This is a genomic window from Pantoea stewartii subsp. stewartii (assembly GCF_008801695.1).
GTDB classification, from domain to species: domain Bacteria; phylum Pseudomonadota; class Gammaproteobacteria; order Enterobacterales; family Enterobacteriaceae; genus Pantoea; species Pantoea stewartii.
The window spans coordinates 1-23701 of record NZ_VZPF01000078.1 but is presented as its reverse complement, the minus strand read 5'-3'; the positions used below and the strand labels follow the sequence as shown (position 1 = coordinate 23701).

The following is a 23701-nucleotide window of genomic DNA, read 5'->3' as shown; positions in this document are numbered from 1 at the left end:
GACGTGGTTGCGTTACGTCATCGGTCATATACAGGACTGGCCGGTGAACCGGGTCCGCGATCTGCTGCCATGGAAGGTCGAGCTTCCCTCTGCCTGAACGTCAATACGGTCTGAATGCGACGCTTACTCCTGATGGTGGCAGTGGTCATGTTCTTTGCCTTTAGCTGTCTGTTTACCTTGTCGCCGCAGGACATGGCGGATGCCAGGGCACAAAATATTCCTGTGCTGTCTTATCTGGCGAATCACTTCTCCAGTATGGCGGGTGAAAAGTCTACCTTTTCCACGGTGCTGGAATACAGCGCGTCGGTCATCGCCCTGGTCGCGATTTTTAAATCCTTCTTTGGCCACTATCTGGGCACGCTGGAAGGGCTGAATGGGTTAATCATCAAGTTCCGCTACCACGGTGATAAAGACGCCGTGTCCCATCGTAAGCTGAACACCGTAAGTATGGTCTTTATTATGGGGTCCACCTGGCTGGTGGCGTATCTCAATCCCAATATTCTTGACCTGATCGAGGCGATGGGTGCGCCCATTATCGCCTCGCTGCTGTGCCTGTTACCGATGTTTGCTATCCGCAGGGTTCCGGCGCTGGCGAAATATAAAGGCCGTGCTGACAACGTTTTCGTGAGCGCGATTGGCGTGCTGACGATTTTGAATATTGCGTATAAGTTTTTCTGACGGGCCGCGCAGCCGTTTTGACCTGACATGTCCCCCATGTCAGGTCTGCGTCATCCTGTTAACCGCGACCGTGAGGTTCATCCCAATTGAACGCCGGGCCGACAGAGATTACGCCGTGCGGGTTGATGGTTTTATGGCTGCAGTAGTAGTGATGGCGAATATGGGCCAGATTCACGGTCTCAGCAATGCCAGGCATCTGGTAAATATCCCGCAGGAAACCGCTCAGATTCAGGTAGTCACTGATACGGTGACGGTCACATTTAAAGTGGGTGACGTAGACCGGATCGAAGCGCACCAGCGTAGTCCATAAACGTAAATCCGCCTCGGTCAACGTGTCGCCGGTCAGATAACGGTGCTGGCCCAGGATCTGTTCCAGACGGGACAGCGACTGAAAGAGTGCCGTAACCGCTTCATCATAAGCCGCCTGTGACGTGGCAAACCCCGCCTTATACACGCCATTATTGACCGTGTCGTAAATCCAGCCGTTGAGGTCATCAATCTTGTCGCGCAGTGCCGGCGGATAATAGTCGCCCGCACGTGCGCCCACGCCGTCGAAGGCGCTGTTAAACATGCGAATGATATCGGCAGATTCATTACTGACGATGGTATTCTGCTGCTTATCCCATAACACGGGCACGGTCACCCGACCGGTGTAGTCCTTATCCGCGTGCAGATAGAGCTGATAAAGAAATTCATTTTGATGCAGCTTGTCACCGGTTGCCGCCGGGAAGCTGTCATCGAAGGTCCAGCCATTTTCCAGCATCAGCGGATGCACGACTGACACATCGATCATGTTCTCCAGCCCTTTTAACTGACGCATCAGCAAGGTACGGTGTGCCCAGGGACAGGCAAGCGATACATAAAGATGATAGCGATCGCGCTCTGCCGCAAACCCGGCGTTGCCACTCGGGCCGGCGCTGCCATCCGGCGTGACCCAACTGCGCCATGCGGATTCCGAGCGCTTAAAACGCCCGCCGGTTGATTTTGTGTCATACCAGGTGTCATGCCAGACACCATCAATTAACTGGCCCATCTTGTCTCCACTCTCTGTCGTGCAATGAAATGTTCTCGTCTGATTAACCATAGGTGGTGATGCGCGACTGCGACAGCGTTGTGCGCGCATGGCGTCAGACATTTTGTGCCATCGTCTCAACGGCCTCTCACTGAGAGAAGGGTTGATGACGTAAACCGGTAACGATTCCTTTATGATGTCGGACATTCTGCCTGCCCCAGGCATCTCATTCCACCAGCCTGTCCGTGCGGAGAGGCGGAGAAAAAGGAAAGTGCAATGAAAGCCGTCGTCTTTGGATACCATGAAATGGCCTGTACCGGATTACAGGCGCTGCTGGATGCCGGATTCAGTATCAGTGCGTTGTTTACCCATGCCGATCCCGGCAACGCCACACCATTTTATGGTTCCGTTGCTGAGCTGGCGCGTCGTCACGCTATTCCGGTATTCATCACCGAGGAGTTGAATACCGCCGAGTGGCAGGCCCGTATCGCCAGTTTCGACGCGGACTACCTGTTCTGCTTCTCCTACCGTCAGGTCCTGAGCGAGGCCATCCTGTCTTCGGTAACAAAAGGCGCCTATAACGTTCATGCCGCGCTGCTGCCAGCCTACCGTGGCCGCGCCCATCTCAACTGGGTCATTATCAAGGGCGAAACCCGTACAGGCGTTACGCTGCACCGCATGATTAAACGGCCAGATGCCGGTCCCATACTGGCGCAGCAGGCGGTGGATATTCTGCCGGAAGATAATGCTCTGGCCTTGCATACGCGCTTAGTGGCAACGACGGGCAAGATGTTGCCGGGCTGGCTTAAGGCGCTGGTGGCGGGCGAGCTGACAGAAACACCGCAGGATGAACGGGCCGCCAGCTGCTGGGGCAGCCGCAAACCCGAGGACGGCGAGATACATTGGCAGGACAGTGCCGTCAATATCCACAATCTGGTTCGGGCGCTGGACTTTCCCTGGCCGGGGGCGTTCAGCTTTACCCGCACGCAAAGGTTTACCGTCTGGCAAACCCGGGTGATGAACGGCGATAACAGCGGGCGTGCGGGTGAGGTTGTATCACTATCGCCCCTGATCATTCGCTGTGGACAAGGGCAACTCGAAATCCTGCAAGGGCAGGGCCCGGACGGTGAATCTGTTTCAGGCCGGGTTCTGGCCAGTCAGCTTGGGCTGGTGGTGGGCCAGCCCGTGAATGCCTGATGGGGCTCGTGGACGGCCTTATGCGGCTAGCCCAGTACCTGACCCGTAAGGTAGCCGACGGTCGCCGAAAAGCTCATTGCCAGCAGGCTCCAGAAGCAGATGCGCATGATACTTTTGCGTACGGGCGCATCGCCCGCTTTAGCTGCCAGGGCACCCAGTAGTGCCAGCGCCAGCAGGGCCGACAATGCAATCGCGGGCAGGGCGAAGGGCCCGGTAATGAGCAGGGCGACAGCAAACGGCAGCACGCTGCCGGAGGCAAAGCTGATAGCGGAAAACAGCGCGGCCTGAAGAGGTTTCGCGCTGCTGAAGTCGGTAATGCCCAGCTCGTCCCGGGCATGTGCGGCCAGGGCATCATGGGCCATCAGTTGCTCTGCTACCTGATGAGCCAGGTCAGCAGACAGCCCGCGCGCCTGGTAAATCGCCGTCAGTTCAACGGTTTCCGCCGCAAAGTCAGCCTCCAGCTCGGCTTTTTCTTGCTGCAGAGAGGCCTGTTCGCTATCTGACTGTGAAGACACGGAGACATATTCTCCCGTGGCCATCGACATCGCGCCGCCGACGATTCCCGCCAGCCCGGCGAGCAACACCGTGTGGGGGGCACTACTGGCTGACACCACGCCTGCCAGCAGGCTCGCGGTTGAGACAATCCCGTCATTAGCCCCCAGAACGGCCGCGCGCAGCCAGCCTGCGTGTTCTATTTTATGCGTTTCACTGTGTTGCATTCGTTATCCCTGTGATCAGCGACCCGACGGGTACGCTTATTTTCATAGTGCGAAAGCAGAATATGCAGCACGCCCATTGCACCGTGGCTGTAGAAATAGATTTCGACAAACGTGGTCAGGAACCTGTGCCAGTGCAGCACTGCATGCGTCAGACCCGGCGACGCGAACGATGTGCTGTTAAGTAAAAACCATAGCGCGCCTGAGCAGGCCACCACAAGCAACGCGCTAACGCCCAGCCCCTGTACGGTGGCAGCGATGCCGCCACTGTGCGCGTCGGGTAATTTCATGCGCGCCAGACAGGCGAGATCGTCCCGAATACCGCGGAAATCCAGCGTCAGCCACGAAAAGTACCAGTGTAAGCCGCGCTGCATGCGCATCCAGATCAGCATAGCGAATCCGGCGACAATCAGTAACAGGCCAGACAGGATATGAAACCAGGTGATCACCGTTTCCAGACTGTGCCCGCCCAGCGCTTCACGTTCGGTGAAACCGGAATTGATGATCTGGGAAAGGATGTGGACGGCAACGAAGAGATGGAGCCGTCGAAAAAAAGGCGCATCGTGATGAGGGAGCCACTGCCTGTAAGACATGTTCATAGCAATCCTGAAATGAAAAGAACAGGACACTATATTTTCATGCGTAGATTAGGCTTACCTTAAGCGTTTCTCCGCGGTACCGGAGAAGCGGCGAGACGGCAGGCAGCAAAAAAGCAAAACGCACCGGAAAAAGCAGCCGGTGCGTTCAGCTAAAGCGGGATTGCTGGCGGTGAATTAGCGCGCCAGAACACCCTGTGGCTTTTTACTGATCAGGCGATCAATGCTGTACGCGCCCGGTCCAACCAGACCCAACACCAGGAAACCGCCAGCGATAGACAGGTTTTTCATAAACATCAGCTGGTTCACGCCTTCGGCAAAGTTACTGTGAAACAGGAAGGCGGTCAGAATCGTGAAGCCCGCGGTGAACAGCGCGGTGAAACGGGTCAGGAAGCCAAACATGATCGCCAGACCGCCGCCAAACTCCAGCAGGATAACCAGTGGCAACATGAAGCCGGGGACGCCCATCGCTTCCATGTAGTGCTGTGTACCTTCATAACCGGTAATTTTGCCCCAGCCTGCGGTGATAAACAGAATGGTCATCAGGATACGGGCGGCCAACAAACCACTGTCTTCGAATTTTTTCATCATCTACTCCAACGCTATAAGTTTGCAAGGCAGGAATGCCCGCAGTGAATATTCCCGTTGGCCGCCTGATAGCAAACCGCTGGGCTGATAGCTGGAGATGATAGTCGCGAGGCGTGACAGTTGTAAGCGATATAAACTGTCGATGTTATTCAGTAAATCTGACAAAAGAAAAAGCCAGTCACAATGGACTGGCCTGGTGATGTCAGCGCGGGGGGAAGGTTGACTTAACCATGCGCCAGGTGCTCCACAGGCCAAAGCCGCGCTTGGCCCAGCGTAACAGGCGGTTGGGACTGCGGATGGAGTAAATCGCTAACGCGCTGCTGCCAATGGCCAGATAGCGTTTAAGGCTCAAAAAGGTAAACCAGCCACGGTCGTAAGGTGCCGTGATTTCGAGCCAGCCACGCCGCGCCGCGCTGAGATCAAGGCGCTGTTGCTGAACCTGTTTAAGCAACTCTTCTATACGCGCTTCACGTTCGCGGCGGCTCATTAGCGGTTATCCTCAAGCAAATCACGATCGTTGGCCAGCTCTTTACGCGTATGACGCAGCAGCGTCGACTGGCGTGATTTACGCAGTGTCCAGAGCCCAAAAATCAACGCCAGCAGGAACAGTACGCCGGTGGTGATGGCTATCGCCATAAGACGGTACTGCGCATCGACTGCCCAGATAATCAGCACCATCAGGCTCATCAGGCCAAAAGCAGTAAAAAGCATCGTCAGGCCAAGCATCAACAACATCTGTATCAGATTGGCCTTTTCTTCTTCCAGCTCTGCCACTGCCAGACGAACGCGTGTTTCGACCATACTGACCAGCGTCGTAACGATACGCTGACCAATCGTGATCACCCCTTTAGCTGGTCCGTGGTTCTGCTGTGAATCGGTCATGGTTAACGACGCGAGATCAGCATACCGATAGCGACACCGATCGCCGCGCCAATACCGACACCATGCCACGGGTTATCACGTACATAACCGTCTGCTTTTTGTGCCGCTTCGCGCGTAGTGGCTGCCAGGCGCTCGCCGGATTCACCTAAACGCTCGCGGGAGCTGTCCAGCGCCACGCGCGCTTTATGACGCAGTTTATCCAGTTCACTTTTCGATTTTTCTGTGCCGCTGCTCAGCACTTCTTCCAGCGTATCCGCCAGGTTTTTCAGCTCAGCACGCAAATGTTCCGATGATGTGTCTTTAGACATAAAATACTCCTTTAACATCAGTAGAGTGAATCCGATTAATAGGGCTCCGCCTGTAACTTCTTAAGCTCCTGGCGTGCTTCTTCCAGCTTATGTTCGCGTTTTGTTATCTTGTCCTTATCATGACCTTCATCGCGCTCTTCCTTGAGTTCGCGTTCACGCTCAGCCACTTTCTGTTTCTGCGCGTTGATTTTTTCCAGATGTGAAGCTTTCAGCTTTTTGTCCGTGCAGCCCGCGCGCACCTCAGTAAGGGCGCGCTCAAGGCCGTTTACCCGGCGCTGATTGTTATGCTTCTTCGCCATCTCAATTTCGTGCTGTATGTCCTGTTCTTTTTGCTGGCACAGCGATTCCGCCGCCATCAATGAACCTGAAAGCGAAAACAACACGATGCCCAGCAGTAATTTATTTTTCATTAGGCGTAGTACCTTCCATTGTTGCCTGATTTACATCAACGCGGCGCAACCGCTTCACGGTGTGCGTTGAAACCCGCCTTAGTTTAAGCATAGACATCAGGTGGAAAAAGTCCAAAGATCACCGATATACGGGGAAACGTTCAGCGCGCAGTCGATAAACGCTGAACGTATAAAGAAACGCGCATCAGGCGAGAGAGAGGTGAGGCGATTGATCGTGTTGCGCGACGATAAAGCCCTCAGGCAGCAAGCGACGCAACACTTTTTGCGCGGCCAGGCTCTGCTCTTCATTGTCGAAATGAATAACCAGCGCATCACCTGCGGGTGTGATGCTTTTGATGCGAATACCTTGCGCGCTCAACTGCTGGTATAAATAGAAGCCGTCCGGCATCGGGGCTCCCGCGTGCGAAACACGAATCTGTACCACATTTTCATGGCGCATCAGACCGGGTACCAGGCTTATCGCAATCAGCGCGAATGCACCGCCAATCAACCAGGGCCGCCAGTGTTTAGGTATGGCCTGTAATGTTTTCATAAGCCGGTCCCCCGCTGATTTGCACGGCGCTTGCGCCAGAGAACAACCAGCGAACCGATTAATCCCACCACCAGTAACACCAGCGGCAGCATCATCAGAAAGAACATCAGCTCATCTTCATAACGCCGAAAAATAGGGGTTTTACCCAGCGCGAAGCCCAGAACGGTCAGAATCACCACCCACAGGAAACCACTCATCCAGTTAAAAAACTGGAAACGGGCATTACTTAAACCGGACAGACCGGCAATCGTGGGCAGTAAGGTGCGGACAAAGGCGATAAAACGGCCAACCAGTAAGGCGGATAATCCGTGGCGATGAAACAGATTATGGGCCCGCTGATGATAGCGGGCGGGAAGGTGCGATAACCAGTTTTGTACGGTGGGCGTATTGCCGAGCCATCGGCCCTGAATATAGCTGACCCAGCAGCCAAGGCTGGCACCTGTTGTTAAGACCAGGATCGTCAGCGGGAAGCTCATTGTGCCCTTGGCAATAAGCACGCCAACCAGAATCAGCAGACTGTCCCCGGGAAGGAAAGCGGCGGGCAGTAAACCGTTTTCCAGAAAAAGAATCATGAATAAAACGCCGTAAATCGCCCACACCAGTGTTGGATCAGAAAGCGTTTCATAATCCTGTTGCCATAAGGCATGCAGCAGCGCTTGCAAAATTTCCATCAATCATTCCCGAACATCATCGTTGAACATGTCCCACAGGGACTAAAGCGCAGACTGACAGTTAGTTATAAATTCTGGGGTGACCGTCTGAGCATGCATGTCTGGATCCTTCCAGAACTGATTGTTAAATCAGCGATTTGATAAGCCCTTAACGCAAAAGGTAAGAAAAGGGTGATAACTGTAACAAAAATCCAGCTTCGGAGACAGAACTACTCCTAAACGAACAGGAGTTTTACCCTCTCCATTACGATGTAAAAAGGAGTTTTACATGTTCTGACACTATTGCAGATTAACTGACTGTTTTTAGGCCAGATTAGCGCTGAATCGTATCGGCATCAGGTAAGACAACCGGATTTTCGCTGAACATGTAGCGGTCGACATTAAATTCAAAATCGTCGGCGGTGGCGTTAAATAACATCTGCTTAGTATTTTCGAGATGTTGCCACATTGCCAGCTTACTGGCGGCAGGATCTTTGCGGATGAGTGCTTTAAGAATCTGATCGTGATCGTCACACCAGCTGAGAATACTGCGCTGATCGATATGCTCGTGCAGTTTGAGCCAGTAGGGATTGTGTAACCGGTGCAGCCACATTTTTTCGACAATGGCCGCGAGGGCACTGTTCTGCGTGGACTGCGCAATACGAACATGGAAGTGCATATCCCATTCTGAGTCCCTGAAATGGTCCTCCTGACGGGCTTTCTCCTGAATCGCCATCAGGTCGACAATATCCTGACGCGTTACCTGCGTGGCGGCGAATTCGGCGACATTACTTTCAATCAGCTGACGCGCCTGAAGGAGTTCAAAGGGACCAAAGGTGGCGAACTCCAACTGACTGCTGGACTCAGCCACACGGGTTTGCTGCTGGCTGGCTATCACATGAATACCCGAGCCTTTGCGCACCTCAACATAGCCTTCTACTTCCAGCATGATGATGGCTTCGCGGACCACTGTGCGACTGACCTGCATTTCTTCGGCAATCAGACGTTCTGCGGGCAGCTTGTCTCCCACCTGATAAACGCCATTTTCAATGCGCCGTTTTAATTCGCTGGCCAGTTGTTGATAAAGTCGACGCGATTCGGTGAGGTCCATAGCACGATCCAAAGTAACAAGCAGATAAGTTGTTATACCACTTTGCTGTAACTGAAGAAAAGGGCTGGCGCAGGCCAGCCCGGGAGATTAGCTGCGAACGGGCGCAGCCTGAGAAGGCGAATGCGGCGTCTGCAGTTCCGACACCGGTTGATTTTTCAGGACGGTCCAGATGACGATGGCGCCCAGCAAATCAAACACGGCCAGCGCAGCGAACAGGGGACTGAAACCTAACGTATCTGCCAGCGCGCCAACCACCAGCGCAAACAGCGTGCTGGCTGTCCAGGCCGCCATACCGGTTAAACCATTGGCGGTGGCCACTTCATTACGGCCAAAAACGTCAGAAGAGAGCGTAATCAACGTGCCAGAGAGCGCCTGATGGGCAAAGCCGCCAACACATAACAACGCGATGGCAACGTACGGGCTGGTGAACAAACCAATGGTGCCCGGGCCTATCATCAATATCGCGCCCATTGTGACAACCATTTTGCGCGACACGATCAGGTTTACGCCAAACCAGCGTTGAAACAGCGGGGGCAGGTAGCCACCCAGGATACAGCCAAAGTCAGCAAACAGCATGGGCATCCAGGCAAACAGCGCGATCTCTTTCAGGTTGAAACCGTAAACCTTAAACATAAACAGCGGGATCCAGGCGTTAAAGGTGCCCCACGCAGGTTCGGCCAGGAAACGCGGCAGCGCAATGCCCCAGAACTGGCGGTTACGCAGGATCTGCAGTGCCGACATTTTGGTCGTGTTACCTGTCTGATGCTGCAACTCCTGACCTGAAATGATGTAGTTACGTTCTTCGTCGCTCAGCTTGTTTTGCTGCTTAGGATGCTTGTAGAACACCAGCCAGCACAGCGCCCAAATCATGCTCAGTACGCCTGCGATGATAAACGCCATTTGCCAGCTGTGCGCCACAATAGCCCACACGACCAGCGGCGGCGCGACCATGGCACCAATGGATGAGCCCACATTGAAGTAGCCCACTGCGACGGAGCGCTCTTTTGCCGGGAACCATTCGCTACTGGCTTTGAGCCCGGCGGGGATCATGGCTGCCTCGGCGGCACCGACAGCGCCACGCGCCAGGGCCAGTCCGCCCCAGCTGCCTGCCAGCGCGGTCGCGGCGCAGAATGTGGCCCACAGTACGGCAAAGACCGCATAACCGACTTTGGTGCCTAGCAGGTCGAGCACATAACCCGCAACGGGCTGCATCACGGTATAGCAGGCGGAGTACGCCGCCACAATGTACGAGTATTGCTGGGTGGTGATGTGCAGCTCGATCTGTAAGGTTGGCGCTGCTACGGCAATAGTGTTACGCGTCAGATAACCCAGTACCGTCCCCAGCGTCACCAGGCCAATCATATACCAGCGTAATCCTTTGATCTTACGCATTCTGTACCTCTTCCAGTTGTGTATGCGGTCAAACCGCTGTTGTTATCTGGAGCGGGACATCTCGTGATACAGCTCTGCTCACGCCCGCCGGCCCTGCCTGAGCGACCGTTATCTGCCTTGCCTTATGTCAGAAGTTTGTTACCTTGCGGTAAAGCGAGAGCCTAACTTGTTATACAACTTTAAAAGTTGAAAGCCATCACAAAAACCCGTAATCGCATGTGGGATACTGCAAACAGATGAGAACACAGCCAGTTAGCGCGCTGCCGGCGGCAAAAAGGTCGCTTTTCGGGGGAAAAATCTCGCTTAAATGTGACCTGAGTCGTAAAAAAACGGCAGTCAGTGAAAATTGGTATGATAACTTTGAGCCATTCAGGGTGTATCCCATAAGGAAGCTTTTTATGTCGCGTTTCATGACCGAGGATTTTTTGCTGGACACAGAGTTCGCCCGTCGTCTTTACCACGACTACGCCAAAGACCAGCCTGTCTACGACTATCACTGCCATTTACCGCCGCAACAGATCGCTGAAAACTACCGTTTTGCCAATCTCTACGATATCTGGCTGAAAGGGGATCACTATAAATGGCGCGCGATGCGGGCAAACGGCGTGGCTGAGGCGCTGTGCACCGGTGATGCCAGCGATCGCGAGAAATTTAATGCCTGGGCACGGACCGTACCGCACACCATCGGCAACCCGCTTTACCACTGGACGCACCTGGAGCTGCGTCGCCCGTTCGGGATTACCGGCGTCCTGTTGTCAGAAAAAACGGCGGATGAGATCTGGCAGCGCTGTAACGATCTGCTGGCTCAGGACGCTTTCACCGCGCGCGGTATCATGCAGCAGATGAATGTGAAAATGGTCGGCACCACCGACGATCCGCTGGACGATCTGGTGCACCATCGTGCGATCGCCGAAGACGGCAGTTTCAACGTTAAGGTGCAGCCAAGCTGGCGTCCGGATAAAGCGTTCAACATCGAAGCGGACACCTTTTTGCCGTGGATTGAAAAGCTGGAAAGCCTTACCGATGTCAGCGTGCAACGCTTCGATGATTTGCGTCAGGCGCTCAGCAAACGGCTGGACCACTTTGCCGCACACGGCTGTAAGATTTCCGATCATGCGCTGGATGTCGTGTGTTATGCCGAGGCCGATGAAACGATGCTGGACAGGATCTTGGCGCACCGTCGCAGTGGTGCCAAACCCGATGCACAGGCGATTGCCCAGTTCAAAACGGCGGTGCTGGTCTGGCTGGGCGGCGAGTACGCCCGACGCGGATGGGTGCAGCAATACCACATTGGTGCGTTACGCAATACCAATCAGCGCCAGTTCCAGCTGTTAGGCGCGGACGTCGGTTTTGACTCCATTAACGATCAGCCTGTGGCAGAACCGCTGGCTCGTTTGCTGGGTGCGCAAAACCTCAATAATGCGCTGCCTAAAACGGTCCTTTATTGCCTGAATCCGCGTGACAACGAAGTGCTGGCAACTATGGCCGGCAACTTCCAGGGAGAAGGCCAGGCCGGGAAAATGCAGTTTGGCTCCGCCTGGTGGTTTAACGATCAACTGGATGGCATGCAACGTCAGATGACGCAGCTGGCCCAAATCGGTCTGCTGAGCCGTTTCGTGGGCATGTTAACCGACAGCCGAAGCTTCCTCTCGTATACCCGCCACGAGTATTTCCGTCGTCTGCTGTGTCAGATGATTGGTCGTTGGGTGGATCACGGCGAAGCCCCGGCCGATGAAGCCTTGTTAGGACAGATGGTGCAAAACATCTGCTTTAACAATGCGCGCGACTATTTTGGCATTGAGCTGGGAGCCTGATGATGACGCGGCTGAACCGCCACGACTTTCCCGGCGCGGTCTACCACGATCGCGTGATTCAGTTTGGTGAAGGCAATTTTCTGCGTGCTTTTATCGACTGGCAACTGGACTGGCTCAATGAGCATCAGGGAACGGATGCCGGTGTGGTGGTGGTCAGGCCGCGCAATCGCGAAGTCAGCGACACGTTGAATCAGCAGGACGGCCTTTATACGACCCTGGTTCGTGGCCTGAACGCGCAGGGTGAGTCGGTGAGCGAAAGCCGCCTGATCCGCAGTGTGAACCGTGAAATCCAGCCTTACACGCAGTTCGATGCGTTTATGGCGCTGGCGCGCCAGCCCGACATGCGCTTTGTTTTCTCGAATACCACCGAAGCGGGCATCGCGTTTAGCGAAACGGATCGGCTGACCGATTCGCCCGCCGCCAGCTTTCCCGGCAAACTGACGCAGCTGCTTTGGGCGCGTTATCAGCACGTTGCCGGTGACGAAAGCAAAGGCTGGCTTATCGTGCCGTGCGAGTTGGTCGATCATAATGGCGATATGCTGCGCGCGCTGGTACTGCGCTATGCCGAACAATGGCAGTTACCGGACGCCTTTACACGCTGGGTAACGACAAGCTGTGCGTTCTATAACACGCTGGTGGATCGCATCGTCACCGGGTTTCCAGCCGACAGCGTTGCGCTTGAGGCACAACTGGGTTATCAGGATCACTTCCTGGTAGCGGGTGAGGTCTATTATCAGTTCGTTCTGCAAGGCCCCGCCGCGCTGTTTGACGAACTCAGGCTGACGGCGCTGGCACCCAACGTGCGCCGGGTTGAGGATATCGCCCCGTATAAAGCCCAAAAAGTGGCCATTCTGAATGGCGCGCACACCGCAATGGTGCCGGTGGCGTTTCTGGCGGGCCTGGAGAGCGTGGGCGAGGCGATGGAGGATACACAGATCGCTGGGTATATTGACGATCTCCTGCGCAAAGAGATCATCCCTACGCTCGATCTGCCCGCTGATGAGCTTAACGCCTTCGCCGACGCGGTACTGCGCCGCTTTCGTAACCCCTTTATCCACAATGCGCTGCTGTCTATCGCTCTTAATGGCATGACCAAATTTCGCACACGTTTGCTGCAGCCATTACTGATTGCCCATCAGCAAACCGGCCAGTGGCCAACAAACCTGACGTTTGCGCTTGCCGCCCTGATCGCGTTTTACCGGGGCGAACAGGCAGACAAGCGCTGGACCTTGCAGGACGAGCCGTACTGGTTGCAGCGTTATGCAGAGAGCTGGGCTGCCGTCAGCGCACAACGTCTTTCTCCCGCGGCGTTGGTTCAGCAGGTTTTAGGTGAGGCATCGCACTGGGGACAGGATTTAACTCAGCTACCCGGCCTGACCGAAACGGTCAGCCACCATCTGCAACGCATTCTCGCGCATGGAATACGCGACGCGCTGAGCCACCGGAGATCATGATGCAAGACGCCATAAAAATTCATCCGCAGGACAATGTCGCCGTGGCGTTGCAGGATATCGACATCGGGACGTCAATTGCGCTGGCGGATCACCCCGTGACGTTACGACAGGCCGTGGAGCGGGGGCATAAGTTTGCCTTACGCTCGCTGGAGAAAGGCGAAACGGTCGTGAAATACGGGTTGCCCATCGCGCACGCCACGCAGGCTATCGGGGCCGGAGAACGGGTGCATTCGCACAATGCACGTACCAATCTTAGCGATCTCGACCAGTACGACTACCAGCCAGAGCCGCCAGCCTTAACGCCTCAACCTGGCGATCGCGACGTGCAGCTCTACCGCCGCGCCAACGGTGAGGCAGGCATTCGCAACGAGCTGTGGATCTTACCGACCGTCGGCTGTGTTAACGGAATTGCCCGGCAAATTCTGCAGCGTTTCCTGAAAGAAACCCAGGACGCGGCCGGAACCGACGGGGCGTTTCTTTTCAGCCACACATTTGGCTGTTCACAGTTGGGTCAGGACCATGAGAACACCCGCACCATGTTGCAAAACATGGTGCGTCATCCAAACGCGGGCGCGGTGCTGGTGATTGGCCTGGGCTGTGAGAATAATCAGGTCGATGCCTTTCGTGAAACATTAGGGGCGTTTGAAAGCGACCGCGTTGCGTTCATGGTCTGCCAGCAGCATGACGATGAAATAGAAGCCGGGCTGGAACGCCTGCACGCACTGTACGAAAAAATGCGTCACGATCGCCGTACACCGGGCAAACTCAGCGAGCTGAAATTTGGTCTGGAATGTGGCGGCTCTGATGGCTTCTCAGGCATTACCGCCAATCCGCTGCTGGGGCGTTTTTCTGATCAGATGATCGCCAACGGCGGCACCACGGTGCTGACCGAAGTCCCCGAAATGTTTGGTGCCGAGCGCATTCTGATGGGGCGCTGTCGCGACCGCGCGACCTTCGATAAAACCGTGGCAATGATCAACGATTTCAAACAGTACTTTATCGATCACCATCAACCTATTTATGAAAATCCGTCTCCGGGCAATAAAGCCGGCGGCATCACTACGCTGGAAGAGAAATCGCTCGGTTGCACACAAAAAGCGGGGCAAAGTCAGGTGGTGGACGTACTGAAGTACGGTGAACGCCTGACGGTACCCGGCCTTAATCTGTTAAGCGCACCGGGCAATGATGCAGTGGCGACCAGTGCCCTGGCGGGCGCAGGCTGTCATATGGTGCTGTTCAGCACCGGACGCGGAACCCCTTACGGCGGATTCGTACCGACCGTTAAGCTGGCCACCAATACGCCGCTGGCTGAAAAGAAACCGCACTGGATTGATTTTAATGCCGGAAGGCTGGTTGAGGGCATGAGCATGGAGGCGCTGCTGGCGGATTTCGTGGACACGATTGTGGCCATTGCCAACGGGCAACGCACCCGTAACGAACAAAATGATTTTCGTGAGCTCGCGATTTTCAAGAGCGGTGTGACGCTGTAAATCACAAGGGCGGCACCCATGCCGCCCTTGTTCCGTGTTTTTCCTTGCCGTGCCGTTACGGCTTATTCAGCTTCTTTTTGTCATTCTGACGGTTAACCTAGGCGTTGATCAGCAGCGTCGACGCCAGAATCGTTCCGACGATGCCCAGCGATATCGCTACCGGAATGTGGTAGATATCGACAATCAACATTTTTATACCGATAAAGACCAGCACGACAGCCAGACCATATTTCAGCATTGAGAAACGTTCCGCCACGTTAGACAGCAGGAAGTACATGGCGCGCAGACCCAGAATCGCAAACAGGTTTGAGGTCAGAACGATAAAGGGATCGGTGGTGACGGCAAAGATGGCCGGAATGCTGTCGACGGCAAAAATGACATCGCTCAGTTCGACCATGATCAGTACCAAAAGCAGCGGCGTCGCAAACAGCACGCCGTTTTTCCGCGTAAAGAATTTTTCCCCGTCCAGCGTATCGGTCATGCGCAGATGTTTACGCAGCCAGCGCACAATCGGTTTGTCACCTACGGCTGCATCGTCCTCTTTCGCCATCGCCATTTTGATACCGGTAAACAGCAGGAAGGCACCGAATACATAGAGGATCCAGCTAAACTGCGTTACCAGCCAGCTACCCGCAAAAATCATGATGGTGCGCAAAACGATAGCGCCCAGTACACCGTAGTTCAGGACGCGGCGGGCTTTGTTGAATAAATGGATTTTATGCTGTGGTACTATGAAAACGGTTGTTTCAGATAACATAAAATCAATGCATTACATGCTTGCGTATGACGGTGTTCTGTCTGGCATCAGCGTTTTCTACCAAAACAGTGCAGACAAAACAGAATGATTACCTATTATTCAACAAAGCCGACGCGGCGTTGCAGGTTGGCCGGAACAGAGAAGTAGCTGAACAGCATCAGCCAGACAAAGACGTTGTCTACCGCCAGCGATTTTTCCAGCACGTAACCGGTCAGGAAAGCCAGCGTCTGACTGGTCGCCACGTCACGCCCGGCGGTACCGTCCAGATACCACCAGAACGCCGCACTGAACAGGAGCGAGACGGAGACCCAAATCAGCGACCAGACGGCAGCCTGTTTGAAGGACATGGTTTGCGAACCGCGACGGCCCTGCAGGAACAGGTCAATCGCCAGCATGATAAGTACTACAACCGCAAAACTGCCCCAGAGGAGTGGCGTACCTACAGTTTGCATAATCGTATCCTGTCTGAAATAAAAAAACGGCTGAGGTCAGAAGACGTCAGCCGCTTATTCTGTGTAAGCAAACCTCGCCTTCCGGCAAGGTCTCACTTACAACTCAGGATGGATTCTGGGTTGCCTGATGACCGGATGCGTACGCAACGTAGTGACGATCAATCAGCTTACAAGTTACTCCCCTTTGCAAGCCGATAAATTACGTGGCTGGCCGTCAGGAATCAATCGTCTGCCCGTCATATTTTGAAATATTTACATTCAGGCACTGTCGGCCGGAAAGACCACGCCGGTCTGACGTCGGATCTCGGTCAGTAATTTTGCAACGCTACGGGAAATGTCCATCGCCGGATGGCTGACATGGCGCTGTTCTACCAGTCGTACAAAGGTTTCTGCTTCATACAGCAGGGTATTGATGTGTTGAGGCTGGCTCCAATCCTGTTTCTCCCCGACACGCGGAATAAAGGTCACAGATGGACACTCAGAAATTCGTGTCACCACCAGCGATCCCGCTTCCCCCTGGATTTCACTGGCCAGTACCGAGTCGCTGACTTTTGAGTGCACTATCGTGACATCAAACTCACCATAATTCAGATTCACGGTGCCGTGGCCGTCCACGCCACTTTCCAGCAGGGTGGCCGAGGCAAGCACCTGCCGGGGCTCGCCCCACAGCGTGACGGCGACCGCCAGGCAATAGTAGCCGATATCCATGATGGATCCGTTGGACCAGCGAGGATCGAAGGTGTTGGGATGTTCGCCGTTCAGGTAACGCGGATAACGGGACGAGTACTGACAATAGTTCAGCAGCGCTTTGCGCACTGTGCCAAGCGCAGGTAGTCCTTGTTGGAGTTGAATAAAGTTGGGTAAGCTGGCGGTCTTGAAGGCTTCGAACAGCACCACCTGATACTGGCGGGCGCAGGCGATCATGGCTTCGACCTCGTGCAGATTCGAGGCCAGCGGTTTCTCACAAATGACGTGCTTGCCCTGCGACATAAACAGCATGGCCTGCTGACAATGCAGGGCGTTGGGACTGGCGATATAGACGGCATCGATGTCAGGACAGGCGGCCATGGCCGCCAGCGACGTAAAGCGCTGGTCGCAGGGATAGTCATGACAGAATGCCGCCGCCTGCTCCCGGGTACGTGAATAGACGGCACACAGCCTCATCTTGCCGGTTTCGTGTGCCGCCTCGATGAACTGACGCGTTATCCAGTTCGTTCCCACAATGGCAAAGCGAATCACAGTGATCTCCTGCGCAGGTAAAAGTGCAGAGTAGCATCTGGCATCCGGCAGGCAACATCAGACGTTGATCCTGAGATCGCCATTCCAATACTATGTCCGAATACCGCACGTTAAGCACAAGACGGGGAGCGCAGGTGAAAGGAAGCAAACACGCGTTAAACTGGACCACATTACTGATTGCCGTGCCGGTGGGCGGTGCCGCCTCGTTAGTTACTTTGCTGTTCCGCGAAACGATTGAGTTCATCAATTATCTGCTGTTTGGCCGCAGCAACGACATCACCGAATCCATCCATCTCTGGCCCATGCTGTTCTGGCCCGTTCTGGTCGGCGTGGGCGGTCTGCTGGCCGGTTTCTTCCTGCGCTACGCGGTCGCGATAGAGCGGCAGCAAACCGTCAAGACCGACTATCTCGAAGTCATTAATGCCCGCCTTGACGCCGTGCCGACGAAAACCTCCCTTTTCCGGGCGCTGTCTTTGGTTGCCAGTATTGGCAGCGGCGCGTCAATCGGTAAAGAAGGCCCGATGGTTCAACTGGCCGCGCTCTGTGGCAGCATGATCGGCCGCCTGTTGCCGCCTGGCGTGCAGTTAAAAAACAGCGACGTCGTCGCCATGGCCGCCGCAGCTGGTCTTTCCTCGGTCTACCATGCGCCGCTGGCATCGGCCATTTTCGTGGCAGAGATCGCGTTTGGTATCTCCGCCCTGCAACGCCTGATTCCGCTGGTGGTCTCCTCCGCTGTTGCGGTCATGACCATGTGGGCGCTGGGCTTTCGTAATGCGCTTTATCCGCTGGCCGAGGTGAGTTTCACGATGGATGTCAGCAGCCTGCTGATTACCGTCCTGATTGGCTTACTGTCCGGGCTGGCCGGTTTGCTCCTGATTCGCCTGATCGCCCGTGCTAAAACGCTGTTCAGTCGGGTCCGGTCCTTACCGCTACGTCTTGGGGCGGGTGGCTTTGCCGTGGGCCTGCTGGCGCTGGTCTCGACCGATATCCTGGGGAACGGCTATGAAGTCATTGTAAAGGTGATGGCAGGGCATTATGTGTTATCAGGTTTACTGCTGTTGCTGGTCTTAAAAACGCTCGCGACCAGCCTCTCGGTAGGCTCCAATGCGGTGGGCGGGTTGTTTACACCGTCCTTGCTGATCGGGGCGCTGCTGGGTATGGTCATCGCATTGTGTGGGGTTGCCCTGCATCTTCCCCTGAATAATGTTCTGCTGTTCGCCGCTGTTGGCATGGCGGCCGTCCTGGCGGCCGTCAGTCAGGCGCCGTTAATGGCCATGTTAATGGTGCTGGAAATGACGCTCAACAGCAGCCTGCTGTTTCCGGTGATGATAGCGTCCGTTCTGGCGACAATGGTGGTCTACCGCCTGCAAATGGCCAGTACCTATCCCGTCGTGACGCACCATTTCAACCGTTCTGAAGCCAAATATGACTTCGATAATATGTGCATCAGCGAACTGATCATTCCGGGGGCGGCCCTGCAACCTGAGGCCTCGGTTGGGGAAGCACTGGCGGTGAGTTCGCTTAAGCGTGAGCGCTATGTGTACGTCATCAATGCGCAGGGCGCGTTTCTGGGCGTGGTTTCCATTCACGAAATATCCCGCCGGGTGCTGGCGCAGGAGATTAATCTGGACTCGCCGGTGCAGTGCGTGATGGATGAGGATTTCCCGGTGGCCTATCAAAACCAAAGTCTGCGGGAAGGATGGGAAGCTTTTGCAGCCGTCACGCTGGAACGTCTGCCTGTCCTGAATAATCCCCAGGAGCGCCGTTTTTTAGGCGCGCTGACCAAAACCAGCCTGATTCAGAAAGCGCAGGAGTTTCTCTAAGCCGCATTGCCCTGCAAAGCCTGTTCTGTCATCCACAGGCGGGCGTCGAATTCGAGCTGGTGATAGTCCGGTTCCATATGGCAGCACAGCTGATAAAACGCCTTGTCGTGATTTTTCTCTTTCAGGTGCGCCAGCTCATGTACCACGATCATGCGTAAAAAAGGCTCAGGCGCCTGGCGGAAAAACGTGGAAATACGAATCTCCGCTTTGGCCTTCAGGTTGCCGCCCTGCACACGGGAAATGGCCGTGTGCAGGCCCAGCGCGTGCTTCATCACCTTGATTTTGTTATCCCAAATCACCTTATTGATGGGCGGCGCGTTGCGCATGAAGCGGTTTTTCAGTGCCAGCGTAAAGTCATACAGCGCCTTATCACTCATCACATCGTGTCTGTCGGGATAGCGCTGTTGCAGCACCGGGCCCAGACGCTGGCGATCGATGAGCGTTTGCACCTGTTCAAGGATGGACTCAGGATAACCCTGAAGATAGATCAGTGAGGACATTAGAGATTCCCGGCGAAAGACAGTATACTGCGCCCCCTTTTTGGGGCGAAAATCAACCAAAGTGTACCACGCCGGAGAATTCATGAGCCAACTTGAACTGAACGATCGCACACTGATCCTGCACCGTTTCCCGCAGATGCGTGACGAAAGTCCGTTACAAGCCTGGGATGCCGCTGATGAATATCTCCTGCAGCAAAGCCTGCCGCCTGGTCCAGCGTTAATCTTTAACGACAGCTTTGGGGCGTTAACCTGCGCACTGAGCACCCGTCCGCTGTGGCATATCAGTGACTCCTGGCTGAGTCAGCAGGCCACGCGTCAGAACCTGCGCCTGAATGCGCTGGCCGACAGCGATGTCCAGTTCCTTGACAGCCTGGCACCGTTGCCGGCCGCACCGGCACTGGTCCTGATCAAAATTCCTAAAACCCTGGCGTTGCTGGAGCAGCAACTGCGCGCAGTGCGTCAGGTTATCACGCCAGAGACCGTGATAATGGCGGCGGGGCGTGCGAAAGAGATTCATACCTCCACTCTGCAATTGTTTGAGCAAATCATTGGTGAGACCAAAACCTCACTGGCCGTCAAAAAAGCGCGCGTGATTTACAGCCAGTTCACCCAGCCTGCGCTGCGCGAAAAATCGCCTACCCAGGTCTGGTCGCTGGACGGTACGCCTTATCAGATCCATAACCACGCCAACGTCTTTTCCCGCTCTTCACTGGATATTGGCGCGCGCTTGTTCATGCAGCACCTGCCGGAAAATATTGAAGGCGAGATTGTCGATCTGGGCTGTGGCAACGGCGTGATTGGCTTGATGGCGCTGGCACAAAATCCCGAGGCGGAGGTGCATTTTCTTGATGAGTCATACATGGCGGTGGCGTCCAGCCGGTTAAACGTAGAGATCAACCGCCCGGACGATCTGTCACGCTGTCAGTTCCGGGTCAATAATGTCCTGAGCGGTTATCCTTCCGATACGCTGCATGCGGTCTTGTGTAATCCGCCGTTCCACCAGCAGCACGCGGTGACCGATCACCTGGCCTGGCAGATGTTCCGTGACGCAAAGCGCTGCCTGCAATACGGCGGGGAGCTGCGCATTGTCGGCAACCGTCACCTGGATTATCACCACAAGCTGAAGAAGCTCTTTGGCAACTGCACCCTGGTTGCCTCCAACACAAAATTTGTGGTGCTGCGTGCAGTGAAAATGCGTTAACTACAGCGTTAACGCCAGCGCGGTGGCCTGGGCTATCGCCCGACGGGCATCCAGCTCCTGCGCGACGTCGGCCCCGCCAATCACCTGCACGGGTTTACCGTTTGCCCGCAGCGCCGCTTCCAGCTCGCGTTGCGGCTCCTGACCGGCACAAATAATCACGTTGTCGACCGGCAGGAGCAGGCGCTCACCGTCGCGCCGGATATGCAGCCCTTCATCATCAATCGCCAGATACTCAATCCCGCCCCACATTTCAACTCCCCGTGACTGGAGACTGCTGCGATGGATCCAGCCGGTCGTTTTCGCCAGCGTGGCACCGGGCTTGCCGGGCTTGCGCTGAAGCAGCCAGATTTGACGCGGTGAAGGCTGTGGCGCGGGCGCAATCACACCACCGCGCTGCGTCAGACTCTGATCGATGCCCCATTCGCGATAAAAATCCCCGGTGGTTTCGTTTGCGGGCGGTTCAGAAAGATATTCAGCCGTATCAAACCCGATCCCGCCCGCGCCAATAATCGCCACGCGTGCACCAACCGGACGCTTATCCGCCAGCACGGCCAGATAGCTCAGGACTTTGGGATGATCAATACCGGGGATATCTGGCGTACGCGGTTTAATGCCGGTCGCCAGGATGACTTCATCGGCGTCTGCCAACAGGGGAGCGGTGACCCGACAGCCTGTTTTGATTACCACGCCCGCCGCCGGCAGACGATGGCGAAAATAGCGCAGGGTTTCGCGGAATTCCTCTTTCCCTGAGATCTGTCGGGCGATATTGAACTGTCCGCCGATCTCATCGGCCGCCTCATAAAGGGTGACCTGGTGGCCGCGTTCAGCCGCCTGTAAGGCAAACGCCATACCTGCCGGACCGGCCCCTACAACCGCCAGCCGTTTGGGCATGTGCGCCGGTGTCACCGGCATGAGGGATTCGTGGCAGGCACGCGGGTTGACCAGACAGGCGGTGACGTGACCGGCAAAGATCTGATCCAGACAGGCCTGATTACAGGCGATACAGGTGTTGATACTGTCGTCATCCCCCCGTTGCGCCTTGCTGACAAACGCGGCATCGGCCAGGAACGGTCGCGCCATGGAAACCATGTCCGCACAGCCATCCTGCAAAAGCTGTTCTGCCACCTGTGGATGGTTGATTCGATTCGTTGCCACCACGGGCACGGCAACGTGTTGGCGCAAGCGGCGCGTGACCCACGCGAAGGCGGCGCGGGGCACGCAGGTCGCAATGGTCGGAATGCGAGCTTCGTGCCAGCCAATGCCGGTGTTAAACAGCGTCACGCCACAGCGTTCCAGCGCTGTTGCCAGTCGTAGCGTTTCGTCCAGCGTACTGCCTTGCTCAATTAGGTCCAGCATCGACAAGCGGAAGATAATGATAAAACGGTCGCCGGTGGCCTGACGGACCGCGCGGGTGACCGCTAAAGCAAACTGCATGCGCCCGGTAAAATCGCCGCCCCAGCGGTCCTGACGCTGGTTGGTGTGCGGTACCAGAAACTGATTAATCAGGTACCCTTCGGAGCCCATGATTTCTACGCCGTCGTACCCCGCTTTTTGCGCCAGACGGGCACAGTGCGCGAAGTCGGCAATGGTCTGCTCAACCTCGGCGTCGCTCAGTTCCCGCGGCGTAAAACGGTTAATGGGGGCCTGTATTGCAGAGGGCGCAACCAGATCGCGCTGAAAACTGTAACGGCCAGTATGCAAAATCTGCAGCGCGATTTTTCCCCCGTGCTGATGCACGGCGGCGGTGATTTGCCGGTGCCAGTCACACTGTGAATCCTGGTGCAGCACCGCACCGTGTGCGGCGGTCACGCCCTGAGGATTGGGCGACACGCCGCCCGTCACGATTAGCGCCACGCCTTCCCGTGCCCGTTCGCCATAGAATGCCGCCAGCCTGGCCGCGCCATCTTCACGCTCTTCCAGACCGGTGTGCATAGATCCCATCAAAAAGCGGTTTCTGAGCTGAGTAAACCCCAGATCAAGGGGCGTAAACAACGCCGGGTAGGATGAGGGCAGCACAGTCATAATCACTCACAGGTAAAGTGGTCGGATGAGTTAGCTTTAACCATTTTTCTGTTTAAAAAAAGTGAAATGGCATCAGGCTGTGAGAAACATCATAAAAGCGGCCTTACCCGCCACATAAAACGGCCAGGCCGGGGAAATGCAGGGGAAGGCCAGCGGATGTGCGCGCAACCTCAGCGGCGGCGAATCCAGGAATAGCGGGAACGATAGCCACTGCCGTGATGCGTGTTGAAACGGTAACTGGAGCCCGCCTCGGTAGTGCAATAGGTGCACTGGTGGACAGGGTCAATGTTTTCTACCGGAATGCCTGCTTTTATCAGCATTCGCGTCGCCAGATACGGTAGATCAAACCAGACACCGCCACGGGTAGCAACGGCCTGGGGGCGCTGAGCGCCGGGATTGTGGGGCTGCGCCGCATAATAGCGCAGGGGCAATGGCATGTCGGGCATCTGTTCAATCTCTGCCAGACGTTGACGATCCAGCTCAAAACAGCAGGGAGCCAGCGCCGGGCCAATCGCCACCGTCAGGCTCGCTGGCGTGGCACCGCGTTCGCAAAGATGCGCTACCGCCCGATACAGCACGCCAGCCAGGGCCCCCTGCAGACTAAATAACTGCTCGGAATAGTAGATCCCTTAGAGGGAACTCAGTCCGGTTTATGCGATCTGATCAATCGCTGAATATCCCAAATCACCAGCCGGACTGAGCAATGTCGATCATAGCACCAATACCCAGAACCGAACGACGCCTGATGCAGAAAACTATCCATAAAACAAAGGACAAAAACCACGCCCGGCGGCTCACCGCCATGCTGATGCTGCATCGTGGTGACACCGTCAGTCATGTTGCCAGAACACTCTGCTGTGCCCGCTCATCGATTGGT

23 protein-coding genes and 4 pseudogenes are annotated in these 23701 nt (G+C 55.6%); 9 read left to right on the top strand and 18 right to left on the bottom strand.

Annotated features, from left to right (window positions below):
* The coding region (locus F7Q90_RS19895) for a transposase domain-containing protein (protein ID WP_151160719.1) at window positions 1-97 on the top strand (97 nt) is incomplete at its 5' end.
* Between the two features lie 20 nt (window positions 98-117).
* A pseudogene (locus F7Q90_RS19890) lies at window positions 118-678 on the top strand (threonine/serine transporter TdcC); the annotation flags it as partial.
* Between the two features lie 58 nt (window positions 679-736).
* On the opposite strand, the gene F7Q90_RS19885 reads toward F7Q90_RS19890, so the two are convergent.
* Complete coding sequence (locus tag F7Q90_RS19885; protein ID WP_006118315.1) at window positions 737-1711, bottom strand: glutathione S-transferase family protein; 975 nt, start codon at window positions 1709-1711, stop codon at window positions 737-739.
* A gap of 255 nt (window positions 1712-1966) precedes the next feature.
* Here F7Q90_RS19885 and F7Q90_RS19880 point away from each other — a divergent pair, with 255 nt between their 5' ends.
* A complete protein-coding gene (locus F7Q90_RS19880; protein ID WP_006118314.1) occupies window positions 1967-2887 on the top strand; it encodes a formyltransferase family protein in 921 nt (306 codons plus the stop codon).
* 26 nt (window positions 2888-2913) lie between these two features.
* On the opposite strand, the gene F7Q90_RS19875 is transcribed toward F7Q90_RS19880, so the two are convergent.
* The 11 genes from F7Q90_RS19875 to F7Q90_RS19825 all read right to left on the bottom strand — a co-directional run bounded on the left by F7Q90_RS19875 (window position 2914) and on the right by F7Q90_RS19825 (window position 10072).
* A complete protein-coding gene (locus tag F7Q90_RS19875) occupies window positions 2914-3606 on the bottom strand; it encodes a VIT1/CCC1 transporter family protein (RefSeq protein ID WP_006118313.1) in 693 nt (230 codons plus the stop codon).
* A complete protein-coding gene (locus F7Q90_RS19870) occupies window positions 3579-4202 on the bottom strand; it encodes a cytochrome b/b6 domain-containing protein (RefSeq protein ID WP_006118312.1) in 624 nt (207 codons plus the stop codon). The genes F7Q90_RS19875 and F7Q90_RS19870 overlap by 28 nt, the downstream gene beginning before the upstream one ends.
* A gap of 174 nt (window positions 4203-4376) precedes the next feature.
* Entirely contained in the window at window positions 4377-4787 is a 411-nt protein-coding gene (locus F7Q90_RS19865; RefSeq protein ID WP_006118311.1) for a DoxX family protein, read from the bottom strand.
* Window positions 4788-4989: 202 nt separating this feature from the next.
* Window positions 4990-5274 (bottom strand): YqjK-like family protein, encoded by a 285-nt coding sequence (locus tag F7Q90_RS19860; protein ID WP_006118310.1) that lies wholly within the window; start codon window positions 5272-5274, stop codon window positions 4990-4992.
* On the bottom strand, window positions 5274-5669 hold the full coding sequence (locus tag F7Q90_RS19855; protein ID WP_006118309.1) for a phage holin family protein: 396 nt from the start codon (window positions 5667-5669) through the stop codon (window positions 5274-5276). The genes F7Q90_RS19860 and F7Q90_RS19855 overlap by 1 nt, the downstream gene beginning before the upstream one ends.
* Window positions 5670-5671: 2 nt before the next feature.
* Complete coding sequence (locus F7Q90_RS19850; protein WP_006118308.1) at window positions 5672-5977, bottom strand: DUF883 family protein; 306 nt, start codon at window positions 5975-5977, stop codon at window positions 5672-5674.
* A gap of 35 nt (window positions 5978-6012) precedes the next feature.
* Window positions 6013-6387 carry a DUF1090 domain-containing protein gene (locus tag F7Q90_RS19845; RefSeq protein ID WP_006118307.1) on the bottom strand — a complete coding sequence of 125 codons (375 nt, stop codon included), beginning with the start codon at window positions 6385-6387 and terminating at the stop codon, window positions 6013-6015.
* 184 nt (window positions 6388-6571) lie between these two features.
* The gene (mzrA, locus tag F7Q90_RS19840) at window positions 6572-6919 is read right to left on the bottom strand and encodes an EnvZ/OmpR regulon moderator MzrA (RefSeq protein ID WP_006118306.1); all 348 of its coding nucleotides are present in this window, start codon (window positions 6917-6919) and stop codon (window positions 6572-6574) included.
* On the bottom strand, window positions 6916-7590 hold the full coding sequence (locus tag F7Q90_RS19835) for a DedA family protein (RefSeq protein ID WP_006118305.1): 675 nt from the start codon (window positions 7588-7590) through the stop codon (window positions 6916-6918). Before F7Q90_RS19835 ends, mzrA begins: the two co-directional genes overlap by 4 nt.
* A gap of 313 nt (window positions 7591-7903) precedes the next feature.
* Window positions 7904-8680 carry a transcriptional regulator ExuR gene (exuR, locus tag F7Q90_RS19830; RefSeq protein ID WP_006118304.1) on the bottom strand — a complete coding sequence of 259 codons (777 nt, stop codon included), beginning with the start codon at window positions 8678-8680 and terminating at the stop codon, window positions 7904-7906.
* Window positions 8681-8767: 87 nt separating this feature from the next.
* Window positions 8768-10072, bottom strand: coding sequence for an MFS transporter (locus F7Q90_RS19825; RefSeq protein WP_006118303.1), 1305 nt, complete (start codon window positions 10070-10072; stop codon window positions 8768-8770).
* A gap of 398 nt (window positions 10073-10470) precedes the next feature.
* Here F7Q90_RS19825 and uxaC point away from each other — a divergent pair, with 398 nt between their 5' ends.
* The 3 genes from uxaC to F7Q90_RS19810 are packed head-to-tail and all read left to right on the top strand — an operon-like array spanning window position 10471 to window position 14830.
* Window positions 10471-11886 (top strand): glucuronate isomerase, encoded by a 1416-nt coding sequence (gene uxaC, locus F7Q90_RS19820; protein WP_151161050.1) that lies wholly within the window; start codon window positions 10471-10473, stop codon window positions 11884-11886.
* A 2-nt stretch (window positions 11887-11888) separates the two neighbouring features.
* Entirely contained in the window at window positions 11889-13340 is a 1452-nt protein-coding gene (locus tag F7Q90_RS19815) for a tagaturonate reductase (RefSeq protein ID WP_006118301.1), read from the top strand.
* Complete coding sequence (locus tag F7Q90_RS19810) at window positions 13340-14830, top strand: UxaA family hydrolase (RefSeq protein WP_006118300.1); 1491 nt, start codon at window positions 13340-13342, stop codon at window positions 14828-14830. Before F7Q90_RS19815 ends, F7Q90_RS19810 begins: the two co-directional genes overlap by 1 nt.
* 97 nt (window positions 14831-14927) lie before the next feature.
* Here F7Q90_RS19810 and F7Q90_RS19805 read toward each other — a convergent pair.
* The 3 genes and pseudogenes from F7Q90_RS19805 to F7Q90_RS19795 all read right to left on the bottom strand — a co-directional run.
* A pseudogene (locus F7Q90_RS19805) lies at window positions 14928-15509 on the bottom strand (TerC/Alx family metal homeostasis membrane protein); the annotation flags it as partial.
* A 171-nt stretch (window positions 15510-15680) separates the two neighbouring features.
* Window positions 15681-16039: pseudogene (locus F7Q90_RS19800) on the bottom strand (hypothetical protein); the annotation flags it as partial.
* 258 nt (window positions 16040-16297) lie between these two features.
* The gene (locus F7Q90_RS19795; RefSeq protein ID WP_006118299.1) at window positions 16298-17278 is read right to left on the bottom strand and encodes a Gfo/Idh/MocA family protein; all 981 of its coding nucleotides are present in this window, start codon (window positions 17276-17278) and stop codon (window positions 16298-16300) included.
* Between the two features lie 134 nt (window positions 17279-17412).
* On the opposite strand from F7Q90_RS19795, the gene F7Q90_RS19790 reads away from it, so the two are divergent.
* Window positions 17413-19101 carry a chloride channel protein gene (locus F7Q90_RS19790; protein WP_006118298.1) on the top strand — a complete coding sequence of 563 codons (1689 nt, stop codon included), beginning with the start codon at window positions 17413-17415 and terminating at the stop codon, window positions 19099-19101.
* On the opposite strand, the gene F7Q90_RS19785 is transcribed toward F7Q90_RS19790, so the two are convergent.
* Window positions 19098-19601 carry a M48 metallopeptidase family protein gene (locus F7Q90_RS19785; protein ID WP_006118297.1) on the bottom strand — a complete coding sequence of 168 codons (504 nt, stop codon included), beginning with the start codon at window positions 19599-19601 and terminating at the stop codon, window positions 19098-19100. The genes F7Q90_RS19790 and F7Q90_RS19785 overlap by 4 nt on opposite strands.
* An 82-nt stretch (window positions 19602-19683) precedes the next feature.
* On the opposite strand from F7Q90_RS19785, the gene rlmG reads away from it, so the two are divergent.
* The gene (gene rlmG / locus F7Q90_RS19780; protein WP_006118296.1) at window positions 19684-20802 is read left to right on the top strand and encodes a 23S rRNA (guanine(1835)-N(2))-methyltransferase RlmG; all 1119 of its coding nucleotides are present in this window, start codon (window positions 19684-19686) and stop codon (window positions 20800-20802) included.
* Here rlmG and F7Q90_RS19775 read toward each other — a convergent pair whose 3' ends face one another.
* The gene (locus F7Q90_RS19775) at window positions 20803-22824 is read right to left on the bottom strand and encodes an NADPH-dependent 2,4-dienoyl-CoA reductase (protein WP_006118295.1); all 2022 of its coding nucleotides are present in this window, start codon (window positions 22822-22824) and stop codon (window positions 20803-20805) included.
* Between the two features lie 170 nt (window positions 22825-22994).
* Window positions 22995-23411, bottom strand: coding sequence for a laccase domain-containing protein (locus tag F7Q90_RS19770; protein ID WP_277422608.1), 417 nt, complete (start codon window positions 23409-23411; stop codon window positions 22995-22997).
* Window positions 23412-23527: 116 nt separating this feature from the next.
* On the opposite strand from F7Q90_RS19770, the pseudogene F7Q90_RS19765 reads away from it, so the two are divergent.
* A pseudogene (locus tag F7Q90_RS19765) lies at window positions 23528-23701 on the top strand (IS630 family transposase); the annotation flags it as partial.